Below are 19,997 nucleotides of genomic sequence, written 5' to 3' on the forward strand. Positions count from 1 at the left end.
TATATATTAACTCATGCGGCATATTGGAGGAAAGCTTATGATACAGCAAAATCGTTTGGTAAATGAATTTTTGGAACTTGTGCAGGTCGACAGCGAGACGAAGCATGAGCAGGAAATCAGTCGGGTGCTTAAGCAGAAGTTCACGGAGCTTGGACTAAAAGTGGAAGAAGACGATTCGGCTGCGGTGACGGGACACGGCTCGGGCAATTTGATCTGTACGCTTCCGGCGACATCTGCCAATGCGCTGCCCAAGCTGTTTTTTACTTCCCATATGGACACCGTAACGCCGGGTAAAGGGATAAAGCCGCAAATCGGCGAGGACGGATATATCCGCAGCGACGGCACGACCATTTTAGGGGCCGACGATAAAGCGGGACTTGCCGCGATGATCGAGTCGATCCGGGTGCTCAAGGAAAACAACATCGAGCATGGCCAAATCCAGTTCGTTATTACCGCAGGCGAAGAGATGGGCTTGCGTGGCTCCCGCGCCATGGATGCCAAATGGATGGATGCCGATATGGGTTATGCGCTCGATTCGAACGGCAAGATCGGCGACCTTGCCGTGGCGGCGCCGACGCAGGCGAAAATATACATAACGTTCTGGGGGCGCTCCGCGCACGCAGGAGTCAACCCGGAAGACGGCATCAGCGCGATTGCCGTAGCGAGCAAAGCGATTGCCCGTATGCCGCTCGGCCGTATCGACAACGAAACGACGGCCAATATCGGTCGGTTCGAGGGAGGCGTCGAGGGCGCGACGAACATCGTGGTTGAACGCGTGAAGCTGGAAGGTGAAGCGCGAAGCATCGTAAACGAAAAAATGTATACGCAAGTGGAAAAAATGCGTCAAGCGTGCGAAGAAGTGGCGGAAGAAATGGGCGCGAAGGCGGAATTCAAAAGCGACGTCATTTACCCCGCATACATGCATGACGAAACTGCGCCGGTCGTACAATTGGCGATGAAGGCGCTGACCGAGGTCGGCTGCACGCCTAGGACATTCCACACCGGCGGTGGCAGCGATGCCAATATGTTCAACGGAATGGGGATCCCTACCGTCAATCTGGCTATCGGCTACATCGACATCCATACGACGAAAGAACGCATTGCCATAGCCGACCTTGTAAAAACGACCGAAGTGGTTGTCGCCATCATTAAAGAAGTGGCGAAAGGCTAATTTATTCGAATATGCTGCTTCCCGTCATTGCCGGCCGGCTGAATGCCTGCGATTGCAATGCGGTGAAGCAGTATTTTTTTGCTGGCGGGGTGACGTGAGTGGGGATCGAATGGAAAACAGGCACAGTCAAGTCAATTATAGCGGTGCGCGCGAAGCTGCAGGAAATCGTGCTGGAGATGGCCGACGGAAGCAGTTGCCGCGCCTATCACGATCTTTCCGCGTTTCCGCCGCTTATGCCGGGCCATCAGGTGCTGGCGAACACGACAGCGGTCACGCTCGGCTTAGGAACCGGAGGGGCGCACTTCGTGCTTGCGCCGCTTGCGCCGGAGCTTTCGACCGGAGGAGCGCTGCCGCCCGGCCACATCATGAAGCTGCGGTATACCGCGCTGCAGCGAGCCGTGTTGGCGGTGGAAGAAGCGGAGAGCGGCGCGCAAGAGAAACTGGCCGGAAATAACACGCTGGAGCGAATGCCTGTCCTGATCGGCGAGCTGCACAGCATGCTGCCGGCAGCCGTGTCCTGGCTGCGATACCAAGCCTGCGGCGAGCGTCCGTTGCGAATCGCTTATGTAATGACAGACGGAGCGGCGCTGCCCATAGCGATAAGCCAGCATGTGGAGCGGTTGAATGAGCTCCGCTGGCTCGCAGGAACGATTACATATGGACACGCATACGGAGGCGACCACGAAGCCGTAAATAAATATACGGCGCTTCTAGCCGCGAAGCATGTGCTTCAGGCGGACATCGCTATCGTCACGATGGGTCCCGGCATCGTCGGCACCGGAACAGCGTACGGTTACACCGGGATCGAAACGGGCGAGCTTGTTAATGCCGTCGCTGCGCTGGAAGGCATCCCCATATTCATGTCCAGAGTCAGCTTCGGCGACAGGCGAGAGCGCCATCGCGGACTGAGCCACCACTCGATAACGGCGCTGAAGACAGCTGCCGTCGCGCGAGCGGTCGTGCCGCTGCCGATACTTTCCTCGCCGGCGCAATCCGGCATTGTAGACAGCCAAACGGCAACATCGCGGCTTATGGACAAACATGAGATCGTCTGGCGCGAAGCGCCCGCACTCGACCGGATGGAAACCGCGATGCAGGCATACGGCGTCTCGATTACTTCGATGGGAAGGGGATTACGCGACGATCCGCCATTTTTTGCTTCGGTGTGTGCGGCTGCCGATGAGGCTCTCGGGAAGCTTTTTGCCGCCGATCGATAAGCGCTTGACGCAGTAGGATCGGATCCGCTGCGTCTTTATTGCGTTTACCCTGCATGAACTCCGACAAAGTCATGTTTTCAGGCGCCGTTTGCAGCATCGATTTGATATAGTTTTTGATTTCGCGCGCTTTGCCGACGAGGCGGATATGATTGGAAGCATAATAAGTTTTCATAGGAAGATCCCCGCTTTCGCTAGATTCATATAGTTCAAGCCTATGTAAGGGCAAGTACACTTATGCCTCACTCGAGCGAAAATCAAAATGTGTTCGCGAACATGTTATAATGGACTGTATACGACCGCGAGCTTCAGTATCAATACCAACATTCGAAAGGAAGGGATCATAGATATGCACTCATCCAATCCTAAAAAATTTGAAGAAGTGACTTTGAGCACGGAACCGATTTTTCAGGGAAAAATCATTTCCTTGCAGGTGGATACGGTTCAGCTTCCGAACGGCGCCACGGCGACCCGCGAAATCGTAAAGCATCCCGGCGCGGTAGCGGTGCTCGCCTTGACGGAGGACGAGCGGATGCTTGTCGTAGAGCAGTATCGGAAGCCGTTGGAGAAAAGCCAAGTAGAGATACCGGCCGGCAAGCTGGATGCGGGAGAAAACCCGCTTGATGCCGCTAAGCGGGAACTTGAGGAAGAAACCGGCTACCGCTGCGCGTCTCTTCGTCATATCAGCTCCTTCTACACTTCGCCTGGCTTTGCCGATGAAATATTGCATCTATACGCCGCCGAACAGTTGAGCAAAGGAGAAGCGAACCCCGATGAGGACGAGTTTCTGGAGCTTGAGGCGATTACGCTGGAGCAGGCGCAAGCTTACATGCGGGAAGGCCGAATCAGTGACGCCAAGACGATCATGGCGGTATATGCCTGGCAAGTTTATAAGCTGACAGGGACGATTTGACGATGCAAGCCTACTACGCAGACCTGCATATCCACATCGGGCGAACCGAAGAAGGACAGGCGGTGAAGATTAGCGCCGCTAACAACTTGACGTTCTACAACATTGCGCAGGAAGCTTCGGAACGAAAAGGCATGGACATCGTCGGCATTATCGACTGCCATTCTCCTGGCGTGCAGCGGGAGATGATGCATTATCTCGACAAAGGCGAGATGGAAGAGCTTCCGGGCGGCGGCATCCTGTATCATCATACGACCATCCTGCTCGGCTGCGAAATCGAAGTGCGGGATCCCGGATGCGGCGCCGCGCATTTGCTTGCGTATATGCCAACTCTTGGCGATATGCAGCAATTCACGGCCTGGTTGAAGCAACATATGAAAAACGTTCAGCTCAGCTCTCAGCGCATCTACGTGACAGCAAGGGAACTGCAGCAGGAAGTGCTGGACCGCGGAGGCCTGCTCATCCCTGCGCACATCTTTACGCCGCACAAAAGTATTTACGGCAGCAGCTCGACCCGGATGGAGCATTTGCTCGATCTGGATGCGATCGCGGCCGTCGAACTCGGTCTCAGCGCCGACTCGGTCATGGCGGGTTACATCAGCGAGCTGGACCGGTACACGTTTCTAACGAATTCCGATGCCCATTCGCTGCCGAAAATCGGCCGGGAATATAATAAGCTGCTGCTGGAGCGGCCCTCGTTTGCAGAGTTCCGCAAAGCGCTGGCGCACGAGGACGGCCGAAAGGTGCTGGCGAATTACGGCTTGAATCCGCGGCTCGGCAAATACCACCGGACCTACTGCGACAAGTGCGGTAGCATTTTGGACGAGCAGGATACTACTGTAGTGGAACGGTGCTTGTACTGCGGCCATGCGAAAATCGTTCGCGGCGTCATGGACCGCATTCGGAGCCTCGCCGACAGGGAAGAGCCCAGGGTTCCCGCCGACAGGCCGCCATATTACTACCAAGTGCCGCTGGAATATATTCCGAAGCTCGGCCCCAAAACGTTCAAGCGGCTCATCGAGCGCTTCGGCACGGAAATGAATTTGCTTCATCGCGCATCATACGATGAACTTGCCGAAACGGCAGGAGACGCGATTGCCCGTTACCTGATTCAGGCACGGGAAGGAACGCTGCAGCTTGAAACCGGCGGCGGAGGCAAATACGGGAAAGTGAAGGCATAAAGCGCGAATCCTTGTCATAAGTTGTACTATTCGGACAAGGGGGCGAAGCACAGGATGCGGAACCGAACGCTGGAGTTGTATTTGAAGGAGCATTTGTCGTTCTATATTTTCGTCGGCGTCATCTTCGTGACGGGTGTCGTCTTTGGGGCTGTTATGGTGAATGCCCTGTCCATCGAGCAGAAACAGGAAATTACACGATATTTGGGCAATTTTTTTGCCTCGGTGCAGCAAGGAGCGCTGGAGGGCGATATACCGGGATCGTTCAAAGACTCTTTTTCTATGCATATCAAATGGGTTCTGCTCATCTGGATATTGGGTTTATCGGTAATTGGACTGCCGCTGATTCTTATTCTCGATTTTCTGAAAGGCGTACTGGTCGGATTTACGGTCGGTTATTTGGTCGGCACGATGTCATGGAAAGGGCTGCTGTTCGCGCTCGTTTCGATCGTTCCGCAAAACTTGCTTATCATACCGGCGCTCATCGTATGCAGCGTAACGGCGATGGCGTTTTCGATTCATTTGGTGAAAAATCGTTTCGTTTCCCGCAACGGCTCGATATATGAACCGTTTATGCGTTTTTGCGGCGTCAGTGTGGCATCGGCCGTATTATTCATCGGCGTTTCCTTTTTCGAGGCCTATATGTCCCCCGTCATGATGAAATGGGTGACTCCGATGCTGGCTTCGCTTCATCTATCTTGAAATTGAAAAGGTTTGACTTTCCCTGCAGCCTCAACCTATAATAAAATCATACTTCGCAGCGGTTTTGTGCTTTGTTTGCAAAGCCCTCAGGGGGAGAAGCATGGAAGAATCTCGCATTGAAAAAATAAAGCAGCAGCTGCAATCGCAAGGCTACAAGCTGACGCCCCAGCGGGAAGCGACCGTGAGGGTGCTGCTCGAAAATGAAGAAGATCATTTGAGCGCAGAGGATGTATTCATGCTTGTAAAGGATAAAGCGCCCGAGATCGGTTTGGCTACTGTATACCGTACGTTGGAATTGCTGAGCGAACTGCATGTGCTTGAAAAGATGAACTTCGGCGACGGTGTCGCTCGATACGATTTGCGCAACGACAGCACTCATCACCATCATCATCATTTGATCTGCGTGCAGTGCGGCGCGGTGGATGAAATTATGGAAGATTGGCTTTTGGCGCTGGAAGAACGGCTTGAGCGGGAATACCGGTTTCAGGTACTGGATCACCGATTGGACTTCCAGGGTATTTGCCACAGATGCCGGGACAAAAGCAAGACTTGAACAAGCCTAATCCGATAATATTCAACAAAACCTTCCACTTGAGTATGATCAAGTAGAAGGTTTTTTGCTTTTCCTGCACTTCACATCTATATTGGCGGCGTTTTGGCCAAAACTAAGCATATTATGCGCACCAGAACAGGAGGCGGCTACCGTATGATTATCGGAATACCGAAGGAAATTAAAAATAATGAAAACCGGGTGGCGCTTACGCCGGGCGGCTCCGCGATGCTGACGGCCGCAGGCCATCAAGTGCTGATCGAAGCCGGAGCGGGGGCGGGCAGCGGATTTTCCGACGAAGAATATGCGCAGGAGGGAGCGACGATCGTACCCGGTGCTCCCGAAGTATGGGCTCAATCGGAAATGATTATGAAGGTCAAGGAACCGCTCCCCGCCGAGTACGATTATTTTCGCGAACAATTGACGCTGTTCACCTATCTTCATCTGGCGGCGGAGCCGAAGCTGACCGAAGCGCTCGTCAGTCATAAAATGACCTCCATCGCGTATGAGACCATCCAACTGCCGAACGGAAGTCTGCCGCTGCTGACGCCGATGAGCGAAGTGGCCGGGCGGATGTCGGTGCAGGTTGGAGCGCAATATTTGGAAAAGTTTTATGGAGGGCGAGGTGTGCTGCTCGGGGGTGTCCCAGGCGTTCCCGCGGCGGATGTCATCATACTTGGCGGCGGGATCGTCGGGACGAATGCCGCGAAGATGGCGCTAGGTCTTGGAGCGAACGTAGTGGTCATCGAACGTAATGCGGAACGGCTGCGGTATTTGGACGACGTGTTCTTGGGGCGCATTCGAACGCTGATGTCGAACCCCTACAATATCGCCAACGCGGTGCAGAAGGCGGATCTGCTGATCGGTGCGGTGCTCATCCCCGGAGCGAAAGCGCCGAAGCTCGTCACGGAGGACATGGTAAAGCAAATGAAACCGGGAGCCGTGATCGTCGACGTAGCGGTTGATCAAGGCGGCTCGATCGAGACCGTGGACCGCGTGACGACGCACAGCGAACCTACCTACGAGAAGTATGGCGTTTTGCATTATGCGGTCGCCAACATGCCGGGAGCGGTTCCCCGAACCTCAACCTTGGCGCTGACGAACGTAACGATCACTTATGCTTTGGAGCTGGCGTCCAAGGGAGTAACCCGGGCGCTGTACAGCAATCCTCCGCTGCGGCTAGGGGTCAATACGTTTCAGGGGCATGTCACCCATCCGGCGGTGGCGGAAGCGGTCGGTTTGCCTTTTGCCGGGCTGGATACGCTTCTGCCGCTCAGCTGATCCGAACGGCGCTTGCCGCATGCGGCAGCCGACAAGCTGTGTCGGACAGGGGCGGACATAAATCGGGTGTGTCAATCATAGTGTTACTTTAAAGGACCTAAAATCGGTATCGGTCGCTTGACCGCTGCAGACGAAGGTCGCCGCTATGCCTCGGTCTATAAGCCGAATCGCAGCGGCGTCACCATAGGAGGTACAGGCTATGATTATTCACGCCCGCAAGTGGATGGAACGGTTTCGTTTCATGCTGCTGTTTATCGCCTTGACGTTTATGCTCTATCACGGGCTGCTGCTGCTTACGCATTTTCTCGAACCTGCGCACAAATACAAAGAGCCTGCCGGTCATGCGGTAAAAGTATTCCAAAGCGAGCCGTCCCTTTTTCCCGATTCTAATACCAGCATGGGAGAGCGGCTCAAGCTTTTTTATCGAATCGGCGAATAAGCTTTTTGCATTTCGGCAGGAAATGGCCCCTTGATGTGGAATATTTATGTAACGGCTTTACAAATTGACCGTTGTACAACATAGAAGGGGATCGTTGACGCATGAAAATGGATCTGCAGTCATTCATCCAATATTTGACAGAGGAAAAAGGACTCGCCCCGAATACATTGGACTCGTATAAACGAGATTTAACGCAATACATAGATTATTTGGAGCAATCCGGCGTACATCTGCTGAAAGATAGCGGGAAAGTGCATGTTGCTAGCTATCTGCTGAAGCTGAAGCAGCTCGGAAGGGCAACGGCGACCATATCGCGAAGCACAGTATCGATTCGTTCGTTTTATCAGTATTTGGTGAAGGAACGCCGGCTCGATAGCGACCCGACCTTGATGCTCGAAACGCCGAAGCTGGAAAAAAGACTTCCCATTATTTTGTCCGTTCAAGATGTGGAGAAGCTGCTCGAAGCGCCGCGAACAACGACGTTAAGCGGCATGAGAGACAAGGCGATGCTTGAAGTGCTGTATGCGACCGGCATACGCGTATCGGAGCTGATCTCGCTGGATCTGGAGAGCGTCAATCCGGGGCTCGGATTCGTGCGCTGCGCGGGGAACGGTACGAAAGAACGTGTGATTCCGCTGGGTAAGGTCGCTTCCAAATACGTCATCGCATATACGGAAACCGTCCGCAGAAAACTGCTCAAGCCCGGCAAAATCGAAAACGCGCTGTTCGTGAACCATCTCGGGACGCGCATTACGCGGCAAGGTTTTTGGAAAATCATAAAGCGGTACGCGCAGGAGTCTGAGATTCGTTCAGAAATTACGCCGCACACGTTGAGGCATTCTTTTGCAGCGCACTTGCTTGAGAACGGAGCGGATTTAAGATCCGTGCAGGAAATGCTCGGCCATGCGGATATATCGACAACGCAAATATATACGCAAGTCGCCCGCGGCAAAATAAAAGAAGTGTATGACCGGACACATCCCCGGGCCAAAATAGAATAGCCGATCCGAGGGAGCCCGCTCTTAGCTGAAGAGCGGGCTCATTCCTTCAACTATCGCATCGGCTTCCGTCTTTGCAAACAACCATCCGTTTTGCGATAATAGCGGTAAACTAAAGATAAGCCCGTCATCCGGTAAGGAGGAACTCACTTGAAATATAAACGGATATGCTTGATCGTTCTTGATAGCGTCGGCATCGGCGAACTTCCCGATGCGCCGCGGTTCGGCGACGCCGGATCGCATACGCTCGGACATATTGCACAGCGGGTACCGTCGCTTCGATTGCCGAACCTCGAACGGCTCGGGTTAGGGCGAATCGCGCCGCTTCATGGGGTGGAGGCTGTAGAACGGCCGCAAGCTTATTACGGAAAAATGGCGGAAGTATCGGTTGGAAAAGATACGATGACGGGCCATTGGGAAATTATGGGACTTGACGTAACGACTCCGTTCAACGTCTTCCCGGAAGGCTTTCCGCCGGAGCTGATCGAGCGGTTCGAGAAGGAAACGGGGCGCAAGGTGATTGGCAACAAACCGGCCTCCGGAACGGAAATATTGGTTGAGCTCGGGGAAGAACAGATGAAGACCGGCGCCTGGATCGTATATACTTCGGCAGACAGCGTGTTCCAGCTTGCCGCGCATGAAGAAATCATCCCGCTCGGCGAACTGTACCGCGGCTGCGAAATTGCCCGCAAGCTGACGCTGGAAGACCCGTATGCCGTGGGCCGTGTCATTGCCCGTCCGTATGTCGGGAAGCCCGGCGCCTTCGTTCGCACGCCGAACCGGCACGACTACGCCGTGAAGCCGCCCGCGCCTACCGTCATGAATATGCTGAAAAATGAAGGATACGATGTGATCGCGGTCGGGAAAATCAACGACATCTTTGACGGAGAAGGCGTTACGAAAGCAACGTCGACGAAAAGCAATTTGGACGGCATTCACAAAACGCTTGAGCTGCTCGATCATGATTTTCAAGGTTTGCTGTTTACGAACTTGGTCGATTTCGATTCGTTATTCGGCCACCGCAGAGACCCGGAAGGCTACGCCGGCGCGCTCAACGAGTTCGATGAATGGCTGCCCAAGCTGATGGAGAAGACGGGTCCGGACGATTTGCTGATCATTACAGCCGATCATGGCAACGATCCGGTGCATCCGGGCACGGACCATACGCGGGAATATGTCCCGTTATTGGTCTACAGCCCGTCGCTTCAAGAGCCGGGTTCGTTAGGAATCAGACCGACGTTCGCGGATCTCGGCGCGACGGTCGCCGACAATTTTCAAGCAGGCTCGACCGGTAACGGGAACAGCTTTTTACAGCAATTGAAATAGCATCATATATTGGGAAGGACGGTCAGACCGATGGATCAACATCCTATTTTGCAAAACATCAAAGAAGCGGCGGCCTATATTCTCAGCAAGTACGCGGCGAAACCGGAAATCGGATTAATTCTCGGTTCCGGCTTGGGCGTCATTGCGGAGCTCGTAGAGAACGCAGTAACGATCCCTTATTCGGACATCCCGCATTTTCCTGTGTCCACCGTGGAAGGGCATGCCGGAGAGCTGCTTCTTGGTACTGTAAGCGGACGACAAGTGGTGCTGATGAAGGGCCGCTTTCATATGTACGAAGGGTATGGCGTAGAAACGGTTTCGTTCCCCGTGCGCGTCATGAAAGAGCTTGGCGTCAGCAAGCTGCTCGTTACGAATGCGGCAGGCGGCATTAATACGTCCTATGAAGCTGGAGATTTGATGCTGATCAAGGACCACATCAATTTTACGTCCCGCAACCCTTTGATCGGACCGAATGTAAGCGAGCTCGGCGTCCGCTTTCCGGACATGTCCGAAGCTTACAGCAAACGGATGCGCGAGGTGGCGAAGGCCGTAGCGGCGGAACAGGGCGTCAAGCTGCAGGAAGGCGTATATATCGGGCTGCTTGGACCTACCTATGAAACGCCGGCGGAAATCCGCATGATGCGCACGCTTGGAGCAGATGCCGTAGGCATGTCAACCGTATCCGAAGTCATTGTGGCGCGACATGCAGGCATTGAAGTGCTTGGCTTCTCTTGTATCAGCAATATGGCGTCCGGCATATTGGATCAACCGCTGTCGCATGAAGAAGTAATGGAGACGACCGAGCGGGTAAAACAAACATTTTTGCAGTTGATTTTGGGGATTTTACCGCGACTGTAACAACGCAGCAAGGTAGTCGAAGCGGCGAATCGCACGAAGCCGGTATTTACCCGGTTGGTGTGCAGGTTTATACGCGAAAGTGCGCTGTAATCACTCCGCAGCCGAGCTGGTACTATGTAAAATGTCCCATAGATTGACCGTATCCGTTCGATATGCCGCTATCGATCTGACGCGGTCTTTTTGTGTTTTGCCAATGCTGTTAAGCTCTGATTCATTCGCTGGTTATGGTAAACTGCATTTTTCGGCAGCGAGTACCGCATACTAACTTTACCATCATTGGTCTGTAATAAAGCAGGGAGAGGAGCTTAAGCTTGAAAACATTTAACAAATCCTTTCCTGCCCGAGTCCGAAGACGTCAAGCTCTGATCAGTCAAGATGGGTTTACATACTTGCGCTGGCAAAATCCGTACATTGTGGCATGGTGGTCGATATCTTTCCCGGGATTCGGTCACTTCCTGTTGCACCAGTATATCCGGGGGTTTGTGTTGTCCTTCTGGGAAGTGATAATCAATACGTTAACTCATATGAACGAGGCCATCGTTTATTCATTCAGCGGCAGATTCGAGTTGGCTACGGCGGTCTTGGAACCGAAGTGGGTGTTGGCATATTTGATCGTTTATCTCTTCGCGATTTGGGACAGCTACATAAAAGCAGTCGATGCGAATCAGCAGTATCATCTTGCGAAACTGGAAGGAGCCCGATTAACGGCCTTTCGCATCCAGACGTTTAACATTGTATACATCGCCAAGAAAAGGCCGTTGTCCGCTTTGTACTGTTCTTTCATTTTTCCGGGTCTCGGACAACTTTATAATAACAGGCTATCGCTTGGGTTTTATGGGGTAATCTGGTGGACGATATATATGACGTTTTCGCATTCGCACGAGTCGCTGATATTGCTGATCCTGGGTCGTCTTGAAGAGTCTAAGACGATACTCAAACCCCATTGGTTGTTATTTATGCCCTCGGTGATCGGAGGAGCAATGTATGACGCATATATGACGGCTCATGACAATAATCAATTGCTCCGAACGGAACAAATACAGTATCTGTGTGAACGCTATCCGCATTTTGAGATTGATATTTTCCCTAAGGCGGAATAAATGATGCTAATTATCGGTACGTTTGAACATTCGATAGAGGTGGAAGAGGCATTGTCCGTTCTCGAAAAGTCGGGAGTTCCCCGCAAGTCGATCATGACGGTCGTAATGGATAAGAGCAGCCGACTCTCGGATGTTACGGCAACGCGGTACCCGCATAAAAAAACGCTCGCATTCGAAATCGGCATGGCGACCGCAACGGCTTTTTCCGTAATCGGAATCAGCTTTGGTTTCGTGTTAAAATGGGGACCGATTCTTTGGGGCATCATTAGCGCTTTGCTCGGGTTTACGCTGGGTACGGGCATTACACGTTGGATACAGCGGCATTATTTGCGCAACGAGAATCCGGGAAAAGGCCCTCTTCCCGAACTGGTGGTTATAATCCGCTGCACGGAAGCCTCCTTTCATGAACTCCGGCTCGTTCTGCTGCAGTACCGGGTATTGTCGATCGGAAGGATCGATGAAAACAGCTGAAGGCATGCAAGGAGAGATTAAGCCCTTAACGCTCTAGTGCGTAGCATTAAGGGCTATTTGCGTTACTTCGATTTCTTGGAACCTTTATCGCTATTGCGTGTCGTCGTATTTTGATTGGCGTGACCCTGCTGCTTGGCCATGATGTTCACCTCCATATCGAATGGTGCAATAATAAATATGGGCTGTTTCGCTCATAGTATTGCCTTGATCCGATGGTTGCATGAGCCGTAGTCAACCCAAAACCGTTTGCATCCAAAGAACTAAAATTCAGAAAATTTTAGCATAAAATAACTATTCGAACTAAGGGTATCATGATATAATTGGGCAAAAGGCACTATAAACGTAATTCTAAAGGATCATAGGCAGGCGAAAAGAGGTACCCGGGATGACGATGTTAAAGGTTTCCAACTGTCCGCAGTGCGGAAAGGTATATCAGAACAACTTGCGTAATCTTTGCCAGGAATGCATTCGTTCTTATGACGGGAAATTGAATGATTGCCTGACTCATTTGCGGTTTAATCGGAAAGCGACGACGGAACAACTGGCCGGTGCAGCCGGTGTATCGCCGCAGGACATCCATATCTTTATCAAAGATAATCGGCTGCCGCTGATCAGTTACCCGCATATTACGTATCCGTGCAACTCCTGCAGTGCTCCGATTCGCCAGCATCATCTCTGCGGCGATTGCCGTATCAGGCTCGTCTCGGAGATCAATAAATTAAAAGACCAGACGGAGAAGCACCAGCAGCCTGAGCGGGGCATCGGATTTCAAATTCGGGAGCGGCTCACGCGCTAACATTTTTCATACTAGAGAGGTACTGACAACTCCGCCTTGGCGCGGAGGTTTTCTTTTGCACGGCCTTTATTTGGTTGAACGACTAACTTATGCTAAAATGTCAAAGGATATCAATGAGGCAACCGCTCCTGTTTAAATTTGTCACAAAGTTTTCACGGGATCGACGCCAAAGGGCATGTGTAAATGTTCATGTATTTTGTACAATAAGACTATGCGTCTTCACGGCTAAATAGTAAGGGGGGATTACCTATGCAAAAGTGGATCATGTTTTCACTGTTCATCATCGCTTGTCTCCTCGGCACGGGCGTTTTGTTCCAAAACATCGCGACTCGTCAGGCGGAGATGGCTCATGAAGCGGCAGCCGGACCGACACTGAAGTTCGTTGCGACGAACTATCAATTCGATAAACCGGAATATACGGTAAAAGCCGGCGAGAAAATGACCGTTTCCTTGCAAAACAAGGAAGGGCTGCACGCACTTGAAATTGTTGGTCTTGGCGTGAAACTGGACAACAATACGAAGTCGATGGAATTCACGTTCGACAAACCAGGCACGTACGAAGTTCACTGTGCCCTTCCATGCGGACCGGGACATGCGGAAATGAAAACGAAACTGATTGTTCAATAACAGACATTTGTTGAAGAAAGCTTTTGGGGAGTCCCGGGAGCTTTCTTTTCTTTTTGCCCAGCGGCGCATATAATACTTGATATCAGTTCATCAGGGCATACCGAAAGCGAGGGAGTGCATGAGATGCGAACAGTAGATATCATACATAAAAAACGAGACGGCGGACAGTTGACCGCAGAAGAAATCGCATTTTTGATTAACGGCTATACGAACGGCACCATACCCGATTACCAAATGTCGGCATGGGCGATGGCCGTTTTTTTCAATGGCATGACGGCGCGGGAAACGGCCGATATGACTTTGGCGATGGCCCGCTCCGGCGATCAGGCCGATCTCAGCTCCATCCCCGGCGTGAAAGTCGACAAGCACAGCACCGGCGGCGTCGGCGATACGACAACCTTGATTCTGGCTCCGCTTGTTGCGGCCGCGGGCATACCGGTTGCCAAAATGTCGGGCCGGGGTCTCGGGCATACGGGCGGCACGATCGATAAACTGGAGGCGATTCCCGGCTTCCAGACGGAGCGGACGAAACTGCAGTTTTTGGAGCAAGTGACCACGATCGGCCTTGCGGTCGTAGGGCAATCGGGTAATATGACGCCGGCCGACAAAAAGCTGTACGGTCTTCGCGACGTTACGGCCACGATCGAATCGGTGCCGCTGATCGCAAGCTCCATCATGAGCAAAAAAATCGCATCCGGCGCAGACGCCATCGTACTCGATGTGAAAACAGGCCGCGGCGCATTCATGAAGTCGTTGGAAGCTTCCGTGGAGCTGGCGGAAGCGATGGTAGCGATCGGTTCGGAAGTCGGCCGCGAGACGATTGCGGTCATTACCAATATGGACGAACCGCTTGGACCTTCGATCGGCAATGCACTGGAAGTGCTCGAAGCGATCGAGACGCTCCGAGGCCGCGGGCCGGCTGAACTGACGGAGCTGTGCCTGGAGCTTGCCGCACATATGGTCGTACTCGGAGGCAAGGCGAAGGACGTTGCGGAAGGCAAGCGCCAAGTGCAGGAGCTGCTGGCGAGCGGCGCCGCTTTGGAGAAGCTGCGGCAGATGATCGCGGCGCAAGGCGGGGATGCCGGTGTCGTTGACGACACGAAGCGGCTGCCGGAGGCGCGCTTTCGCGTCGCGGTGCCGGCGCCATCGGACGGAAACGTGGCTGCGATCGACGCGGAATCGCTCGGGCTGACAGCCATGCTGCTCGGCGCAGGCCGCGCGACCAAAGAGGACCGGATCGATCTTGCCGTCGGTTTGAAGCTGGCGAAGCGAGTCGGAGATGTAGTTCGCGAAGGCGAGACGATCGCGGAGCTGTACATGAGCAGTGACGATCCGGATACGGTCCGGCAGATGACGGAAAGAGCCGCATCGGCTTTTGCGATACGTCCGGAACAGACGGTGAAGCCGAAGCTTATATACGCCGTCGTCACCCGTTCAGGCGTACAATATTATAATTGATTAATGTTTAAGCCGCAGCAGCCCTTCCAGGGGCGCTGCGGTTTTTGTTTTTGCGGACGCAAGAATATTTACCTCCAAAAACGTCAACACTGATTACCAGAACTTTCTTACAAATCCATCAGGAGGGGTAGAACAAGGTGATGTTCAGCAAAATATTGAAAGTCGCTATGACTGCGCAGCTATTCCTGCTTTTCGCGCTTCCGGCTGCATATGCAGAAGAAGCGAAAGCTCCGGCACCGGTGGATATAACACCGAATGCGGCTTCGGCGGTCCTCATCGATGCGGATACCGGTACCGTCATTTTCGAGAAAAATAAAGACGCCAAGCTTCCGCCGGCCAGCATCACGAAAATTATGACGATGCTGCTGGTCATGGAGGCGCTCGATCAAGGGAAGATCAAACTCGACGAAAAAGTTCGTACCAGCGAATATGCCGCTTCCATGGGCGGATCGCAAATTTTTCTGGAACCTGGCGAAGAAATGACCGTTCAGGATATGTTGAAAGGCATCGCCATGGCTTCCGGCAATGACGCTTCCGTTGCCATGGCCGAAAAAATTTCCGGCTCCGAAGAAGCATTCGTACGGATGATGAATGAGCGCGCTGCGCAGCTCGGGATGAAAAATACGCATTTTGCCAATCCGAACGGTCTCCCGGCGGACAAGCATTATTCCTCCGCTTACGACATTGCGCTAATGTCCAAGGAGCTGCTCAAGCACGAGGAAATTACGCAGTTTACGGGAGCGTACCAGGACTATCTCCGCAAAGACACGCCGAAGCCGTTTTGGCTTGTCAATACGAACAAGCTGGTGCGCTTCTATACTGGTGCGGACGGGCTGAAGACTGGCTATACGAGCGAAGCGAAGTTTTGCTTGTCCGCTACGGCGAAGCGCGATAATTTCCGCGTGATCTCGGTCGTCATGGGCGAGCCCGATACGAAAACGCGCAACGCGGAAGTGTCCAAAATGTTCGACTATGCTTTCTCCCAATACACGAACCTGCCGATTTACAAGAAGGGCGATGCACTGGGAGAAATGAAGATCGGCAAAGGTGAAGTTCCGGTCGTTCCGCTTACTGCCAAACATTCCTACAGCCTGCTGCTGAAAAAAGGAGAGGCCGGGGAAGGAATACGCCACGAGGTGCAGCTTGCGCCGAATCTGAAGGCGCCGATCGCGGTCGGACAGCCGATCGGCAAAATCGTTGTATATAAAGGCAATGAAGTATTGACCGAGTTCGCGCTCGAATCGCCGGTCGATGTAAAAAAAGCCGGCTGGTGGACTTTGACGAAGCGGACCGCCAAGAAAATGTTTTTCTTTGATTAATGGCACAACTTAGGCTCAGGCAGCGAGACCCCGAAGATCGAAGCATCTTTCGGGGTCCCTGCACATCTGCGTAATGTGTCGCATTTCTTCTATTTGTAGCGCATTTCTTCTAGTTTTGTCGGGGGGCAGGAAAAGGTTTCCCTGCTGTAGAAATGAGTGTGCAAGAAGTTGACAACTGACTCTCTGGCTGTGCAAGAGTAACAGTTGCAATCAGTTGACAACTGACTCTCTAGCTGCGCAAGAGTAACAGTTGCAACATGGAAGGAGTGAACAGCTTTGAGTTTACAAATTGAATTGGAGCATTACCGCAAAGCATTGATCGTGCGGCTCAAAGGCGAGCTGGACCATCATACGGCCGAGTCGGTAAAAACCCGTATGGAAGAGGCGATCATGCGGGGGAACAGCAGCCATATCATTTTAAGCTTGAAAGATTTGTCGTTCATGGATAGCTCCGGTCTAGGCGTCATTCTCGGGCGATACAAGCTGATCACCGCGAAGGGCGGAAAAATGGTCGTCTGCAATGTGAATCCTGCCGTATACCGGTTGTTTGAAATGTCGGGGCTGTTCAAAATTTTGTCCATCCAAGAAAATGAAAGACAAGCGCTTCATAGTCTGGAGGTCGTATCATGAGCGAACGAAATTTTATGACCCTTCAATTTGCCAGCCGTTCTGAGAACGAGGCGTTCGCCCGGGTAACCGTTGCTGCTTTCGTCTCCCAGTTGGATCCGACGCTCGACGAGCTAACCGACATCAAGACCGTCGTTTCCGAGGCGGTGACGAACTCGATCATTCACGGCTACGATAACCGCCCGGACGGGATTGTGACCATTACCGCCGAGATCGAAGGGGATACCGTGTTCCTTTCGGTAGAGGACCGCGGAGCCGGCATCGACGATCTGGAGCTGGCCAAGACGCCGCTCTACACCTCCAAACCGGAGCTGGAGCGCTCGGGGATGGGCTTTACGATTATGGAAAATTTCATGGATGAAATCGAGATTACAACCATTGTAGGGACCGGTACCACCATTCGAATGAAAAAGCGAATCGAATCGAAAAAAGCTTTGTTCAATTAGGGGTCTGATCAGATGGATGTAGATTTGAAACACGCGTCGCACGGCTATTTGGACGATTCTGAAGTCAAAAGACTCATCGCATTGAGCCAATCCGGCGATAATCTCGCCAGGGAAAGGCTTGTGGGCTGCAATATCCGCTTGGTCTGGTCGGTGGTACAACGTTTTCTGAACCGCGGGTACGAGGCAGAGGATCTGTTTCAAATCGGCTGTATCGGCTTGTTGAAATCGGTGGATAAGTTTGATCTTTCGTATGATGTTAAATTTTCAACCTACGCGGTGCCGATGATCATCGGTGAAATACAGCGTTTCTTGCGGGATGACGGGACGCTGAAAGTAAGCCGATCCTTGAAAGAACTGGCCAACAAAATACGGAAGACGAAGGACGAGCTGTCCAAACGAAACGGCCGTCTTCCGACGATCAAGGAAGTGGCCGAAGAGCTGGGGATTTCACCCGAGGACGTCGTCTTCGCGCAGGAGGCGAACAAACCGCTCTCTTCTATTCATGAGACTGTGTTTGAAAATGACGGCGACCCGATTACGCTCATGGATCAAATATCGGACGAAGGCCAGGACAAATGGTTTGACAAACTGGCGCTGAACGAAGCGATCGGGACGCTCAGCGAGCGGGAACGACTTATCGTCTATCTCCGCTATTTCCGCGATCAGACACAGTCGGAAGTGGCGATGCGGCTCGGCATCTCCCAAGTGCAGGTATCCCGATTGGAGAAGAAAATATTGCAATCGATCAAAGACCAGATAGCTCAATAGCTGTGCTGGTCTTCTTTTTTTGTGATAGTATGATAGAAACATAATGGCATCAGCTGGGGGAGAACCAACATGAGTATTTCATATCAATCGTCTTACGAAACGTTAAAATCCGGTTTGGAGCGATTGTTCCAGGAAACCGGACGCACGGATGAGGAACTGATCCGCAGCCTGGAGCAGTTGAAGGATAGCGCGGATCGCATGCGCAGCGAGCTGGCCAAGCTGCGGAAATTGCGGAATTCCAGCACACCGGAACGAATGTCAAGCAAACTCAAGGAGGCGCTTCGAGAGTAAGAATGGATATATAAAATATCCATTATATGTATTGAAAGCGTGTGCATAAAATGAGATAATACAAAATGTGAACGATATTTGACAATTGAATCGGAGGGGTTAAATTAGATGATCGGCACAACAATGTACCGTTTCACGGTATCATCCATGCTCGTGACTACTCTCCTCATCACCGGATGCTCCACGCAAAACGCACCAGGTAAAAGTGGTGAAGGCGGCAATGTAAAAAAAGATCCTGTAGAACTCGTAGTATACCATCCGTTTCCGGCGGACTGGCCCGAGGAGGACTTTTTTAAAACGTTCGGTGATCCGATTCAAAAGAAATTTCCGCATATCACGCTCAAATTCATTAACTCGGGCAAAACGCAGGAACTCATAACGTCCGGGCAAAAAATCGACATCGTGTACGCATCGATCGGGGCTTCGCAGGCTCATTTACTGGATTGGGGTCTGGAATCCGACATCAGTCCGGAAATCAAGAAGTTTAACTTCGACCTAAGCCGGCTCGATCCGGCAATGGTGGATGCCGCGCGCAAAGTAACCGGTGGAAAAGGGATTTACGGCATACCGGTGTATGTGCCGCCATCAGCTATTTATTATAATAAAGATTTGTTCGACAAGTTCGGCGTTCCTTATCCGAAGGACGGCATGACTTGGGACGAATTGTTCGAGCTCAGCAAGAAGATGACGCGCAACGACAGCGGCACGCAGTATTACGGACTCGGTTCGTCGTACGGCCATCTGGCGACGATGAACCAAATGTCGATCCCCCTTGTCGGGCCGGACAAAACGGCTACCTTCGATAAGGACGAACGCTGGAAAACGTTTGTAGACAATTTGATCCGTTTCTACAGAGTACCCGGCTTTGAGGTATTCAAAACGGGCGACCTGTCCGAATCGGCTGAAAGAAACCGCTTCTTCAAAAATCGCAATATATCGATGTTCCTAGCGACGACGGCCCTTCATAACGAGAAGGAAGTACAGGACATGAATTTCGATATCGCCTCATTCCCAGTCTTCAAAGACGCGCCTCAAGCAGGTCCGCAGCCGTATCCGGCCTACTTCTACATTACTTCGCAAGCCGAGAAACGGGACGATGCGTTCGAAGCGATCGCATACCTGACATCCGATGAATTTCAGCTCAAAAACGTGAAAGACGGAAAATTCCTTAGCGCTTTGACCAATAAATCGATTAGAGCGCAGTTTGGTACGGAGAACTCGCTTTATAAAGGCAAAAATGTGAAAGCGCTTCAACCGGAAAATTATTCGCTGCTCGGGGCTTACAGCAAGTATACAGCTACCGCGAGCGGAGAGCTGAATACGGGCATCCGGGATGCGATTGTAAACAAAAAAGATACGAATACGCTGCTCCGAGAAGCCGCAGAACGCGCCAACAAAAAAATTCAGGAGCTTGAAGCGGCAGCAGCGGCCAAAAAATAACAAAAAGATCGCTCTCCTTGCCTTTGC

23 protein-coding genes are annotated in these 19,997 nt (G+C 52.2%); 22 read left to right on the forward strand and 1 reads right to left on the reverse strand.

Features of this window, described 5'->3' with window-relative positions:
- The first annotated feature begins 37 nt into the window (after positions 1-37).
- Both ACFQI7_RS11430 and ACFQI7_RS11435 read left to right on the forward strand, forming a co-directional pair.
- Complete coding sequence (locus ACFQI7_RS11430; protein ID WP_218099141.1) at positions 38-1,171, forward strand: M20/M25/M40 family metallo-hydrolase; 1,134 nt, start codon at positions 38-40, stop codon at positions 1,169-1,171.
- A gap of 98 nt (positions 1,172-1,269) precedes the next feature.
- Positions 1,270-2,388, forward strand: coding sequence for a DUF3866 family protein (locus tag ACFQI7_RS11435; RefSeq protein ID WP_218099140.1), 1,119 nt, complete (start codon positions 1,270-1,272; stop codon positions 2,386-2,388).
- Here the strand turns inward: ACFQI7_RS11435 and mciZ are convergent.
- Positions 2,285-2,560, reverse strand: a complete 276-nt coding sequence (gene mciZ, locus ACFQI7_RS11440; protein WP_218099139.1) for a Z-ring formation inhibitor MciZ — start codon at positions 2,558-2,560, stop codon at positions 2,285-2,287. The two genes, ACFQI7_RS11435 and mciZ, sit on opposite strands and share 104 nt — an antisense overlap.
- 174 nt (positions 2,561-2,734) lie before the next feature.
- On the opposite strand from mciZ, the gene ACFQI7_RS11445 reads away from it, so the two are divergent.
- From ACFQI7_RS11445 to ACFQI7_RS11540, 20 genes are all read left to right on the forward strand, one after another.
- Positions 2,735-3,298: an NUDIX hydrolase gene (locus tag ACFQI7_RS11445; protein ID WP_218099138.1), complete on the forward strand. Its 564-nt coding sequence runs from the start codon at positions 2,735-2,737 to the stop codon at positions 3,296-3,298.
- 2 nt (positions 3,299-3,300) lie between these two features.
- On the forward strand, positions 3,301-4,476 hold the full coding sequence (locus tag ACFQI7_RS11450) for an endonuclease Q family protein (protein WP_218099137.1): 1,176 nt from the start codon (positions 3,301-3,303) through the stop codon (positions 4,474-4,476).
- Positions 4,477-4,530: 54 nt separating this feature from the next.
- Positions 4,531-5,175, forward strand: coding sequence for a stage II sporulation protein M (gene spoIIM, locus ACFQI7_RS11455; protein WP_218099136.1), 645 nt, complete (start codon positions 4,531-4,533; stop codon positions 5,173-5,175).
- A gap of 100 nt (positions 5,176-5,275) precedes the next feature.
- On the forward strand, positions 5,276-5,728 hold the full coding sequence (gene fur / locus ACFQI7_RS11460) for a ferric iron uptake transcriptional regulator (protein WP_218099135.1): 453 nt from the start codon (positions 5,276-5,278) through the stop codon (positions 5,726-5,728).
- Positions 5,729-5,881: 153 nt separating this feature from the next.
- Complete coding sequence (gene ald / locus ACFQI7_RS11465) at positions 5,882-7,006, forward strand: alanine dehydrogenase (RefSeq protein WP_218099134.1); 1,125 nt, start codon at positions 5,882-5,884, stop codon at positions 7,004-7,006.
- Positions 7,007-7,205: 199 nt separating this feature from the next.
- Positions 7,206-7,445, forward strand: coding sequence for a DUF4227 family protein (locus tag ACFQI7_RS11470; protein ID WP_218099133.1), 240 nt, complete (start codon positions 7,206-7,208; stop codon positions 7,443-7,445).
- Positions 7,446-7,546: 101 nt separating this feature from the next.
- Positions 7,547-8,446 (forward strand): site-specific tyrosine recombinase XerD, encoded by a 900-nt coding sequence (gene xerD, locus ACFQI7_RS11475; protein ID WP_218099132.1) that lies wholly within the window; start codon positions 7,547-7,549, stop codon positions 8,444-8,446.
- Between the two features lie 147 nt (positions 8,447-8,593).
- Positions 8,594-9,769: a phosphopentomutase gene (gene deoB / locus ACFQI7_RS11480; RefSeq protein ID WP_218099131.1), complete on the forward strand. Its 1,176-nt coding sequence runs from the start codon at positions 8,594-8,596 to the stop codon at positions 9,767-9,769.
- A 30-nt stretch (positions 9,770-9,799) separates the two neighbouring features.
- A complete protein-coding gene (locus ACFQI7_RS11485) occupies positions 9,800-10,627 on the forward strand; it encodes a purine-nucleoside phosphorylase (protein ID WP_218099130.1) in 828 nt (275 codons plus the stop codon).
- A 311-nt stretch (positions 10,628-10,938) separates the two neighbouring features.
- A complete protein-coding gene (locus ACFQI7_RS11490) occupies positions 10,939-11,727 on the forward strand; it encodes a hypothetical protein (protein WP_218099129.1) in 789 nt (262 codons plus the stop codon).
- A complete protein-coding gene (locus tag ACFQI7_RS11495) occupies positions 11,728-12,198 on the forward strand; it encodes a hypothetical protein (protein WP_218099128.1) in 471 nt (156 codons plus the stop codon).
- A gap of 385 nt (positions 12,199-12,583) precedes the next feature.
- Complete coding sequence (locus ACFQI7_RS11500; RefSeq protein WP_218099127.1) at positions 12,584-12,994, forward strand: flagellar protein; 411 nt, start codon at positions 12,584-12,586, stop codon at positions 12,992-12,994.
- Positions 12,995-13,243: 249 nt separating this feature from the next.
- Complete coding sequence (locus tag ACFQI7_RS11505; RefSeq protein WP_218099126.1) at positions 13,244-13,621, forward strand: cupredoxin domain-containing protein; 378 nt, start codon at positions 13,244-13,246, stop codon at positions 13,619-13,621.
- A gap of 123 nt (positions 13,622-13,744) precedes the next feature.
- Positions 13,745-15,079 carry a pyrimidine-nucleoside phosphorylase gene (locus tag ACFQI7_RS11510; protein ID WP_218099125.1) on the forward strand — a complete coding sequence of 445 codons (1,335 nt, stop codon included), beginning with the start codon at positions 13,745-13,747 and terminating at the stop codon, positions 15,077-15,079.
- A 140-nt stretch (positions 15,080-15,219) separates the two neighbouring features.
- Positions 15,220-16,398, forward strand: a complete 1,179-nt coding sequence (locus ACFQI7_RS11515; RefSeq protein WP_218099376.1) for a D-alanyl-D-alanine carboxypeptidase family protein — start codon at positions 15,220-15,222, stop codon at positions 16,396-16,398.
- Positions 16,399-16,674: 276 nt separating this feature from the next.
- A complete protein-coding gene (gene spoIIAA, locus ACFQI7_RS11520) occupies positions 16,675-17,028 on the forward strand; it encodes an anti-sigma F factor antagonist (protein ID WP_218091279.1) in 354 nt (117 codons plus the stop codon).
- Positions 17,025-17,471, forward strand: a complete 447-nt coding sequence (spoIIAB, locus tag ACFQI7_RS11525; RefSeq protein WP_218099124.1) for an anti-sigma F factor — start codon at positions 17,025-17,027, stop codon at positions 17,469-17,471. The genes spoIIAA and spoIIAB overlap by 4 nt, the downstream gene beginning before the upstream one ends.
- A gap of 12 nt (positions 17,472-17,483) precedes the next feature.
- Positions 17,484-18,239, forward strand: a complete 756-nt coding sequence (gene sigF / locus ACFQI7_RS11530) for an RNA polymerase sporulation sigma factor SigF (protein WP_218099123.1) — start codon at positions 17,484-17,486, stop codon at positions 18,237-18,239.
- Positions 18,240-18,308: 69 nt separating this feature from the next.
- Complete coding sequence (locus ACFQI7_RS11535; protein ID WP_218099122.1) at positions 18,309-18,530, forward strand: hypothetical protein; 222 nt, start codon at positions 18,309-18,311, stop codon at positions 18,528-18,530.
- Between the two features lie 108 nt (positions 18,531-18,638).
- Complete coding sequence (locus tag ACFQI7_RS11540; protein ID WP_218099121.1) at positions 18,639-19,970, forward strand: ABC transporter substrate-binding protein; 1,332 nt, start codon at positions 18,639-18,641, stop codon at positions 19,968-19,970.
- Positions 19,971-19,997 lie beyond the last annotated feature (27 nt).

This window comes from Paenibacillus allorhizosphaerae, from assembly GCF_042659105.1.
Taxonomy (GTDB): Bacteria; Bacillota; Bacilli; order Paenibacillales; family NBRC-103111; genus Paenibacillus_G; species Paenibacillus_G allorhizosphaerae.

Excerpts from the sequence above, each read along its gene's own strand:
- ACFQI7_RS11430 (WP_218099141.1), top strand. The coding sequence starts at position 38 with ATGATACAGCAAAATCGTTTGGTAAATGAATTTTTGGAACTTGTGCAG.
- mciZ (WP_218099139.1), bottom strand. The coding sequence starts at position 2,560 with ATGAAAACTTATTATGCTTCCAATCATATCCGCCTCGTCGGCAAAGCG.
- ACFQI7_RS11445 (WP_218099138.1), top strand. The coding sequence starts at position 2,735 with ATGCACTCATCCAATCCTAAAAAATTTGAAGAAGTGACTTTGAGCACG.
- ACFQI7_RS11450 (WP_218099137.1), top strand. The coding sequence starts at position 3,301 with ATGCAAGCCTACTACGCAGACCTGCATATCCACATCGGGCGAACCGAA.
- spoIIM (WP_218099136.1), top strand. The coding sequence starts at position 4,531 with ATGCGGAACCGAACGCTGGAGTTGTATTTGAAGGAGCATTTGTCGTTC.
- fur (WP_218099135.1), top strand. The coding sequence starts at position 5,276 with ATGGAAGAATCTCGCATTGAAAAAATAAAGCAGCAGCTGCAATCGCAA.
- ald (WP_218099134.1), top strand. The coding sequence starts at position 5,882 with ATGATTATCGGAATACCGAAGGAAATTAAAAATAATGAAAACCGGGTG.
- ACFQI7_RS11470 (WP_218099133.1), top strand. The coding sequence starts at position 7,206 with ATGATTATTCACGCCCGCAAGTGGATGGAACGGTTTCGTTTCATGCTG.
- xerD (WP_218099132.1), top strand. The coding sequence starts at position 7,547 with ATGAAAATGGATCTGCAGTCATTCATCCAATATTTGACAGAGGAAAAA.
- ACFQI7_RS11485 (WP_218099130.1), top strand. The coding sequence starts at position 9,800 with ATGGATCAACATCCTATTTTGCAAAACATCAAAGAAGCGGCGGCCTAT.
- ACFQI7_RS11495 (WP_218099128.1), top strand. The coding sequence starts at position 11,728 with ATGATGCTAATTATCGGTACGTTTGAACATTCGATAGAGGTGGAAGAG.
- ACFQI7_RS11500 (WP_218099127.1), top strand. The coding sequence starts at position 12,584 with ATGACGATGTTAAAGGTTTCCAACTGTCCGCAGTGCGGAAAGGTATAT.
- ACFQI7_RS11505 (WP_218099126.1), top strand. The coding sequence starts at position 13,244 with ATGCAAAAGTGGATCATGTTTTCACTGTTCATCATCGCTTGTCTCCTC.
- ACFQI7_RS11510 (WP_218099125.1), top strand. The coding sequence starts at position 13,745 with ATGCGAACAGTAGATATCATACATAAAAAACGAGACGGCGGACAGTTG.
- ACFQI7_RS11515 (WP_218099376.1), top strand. The coding sequence starts at position 15,220 with ATGTTCAGCAAAATATTGAAAGTCGCTATGACTGCGCAGCTATTCCTG.
- spoIIAB (WP_218099124.1), top strand. The coding sequence starts at position 17,025 with ATGAGCGAACGAAATTTTATGACCCTTCAATTTGCCAGCCGTTCTGAG.
- sigF (WP_218099123.1), top strand. The coding sequence starts at position 17,484 with ATGGATGTAGATTTGAAACACGCGTCGCACGGCTATTTGGACGATTCT.
- ACFQI7_RS11535 (WP_218099122.1), top strand. The coding sequence starts at position 18,309 with ATGAGTATTTCATATCAATCGTCTTACGAAACGTTAAAATCCGGTTTG.
- ACFQI7_RS11540 (WP_218099121.1), top strand. The coding sequence starts at position 18,639 with ATGATCGGCACAACAATGTACCGTTTCACGGTATCATCCATGCTCGTG.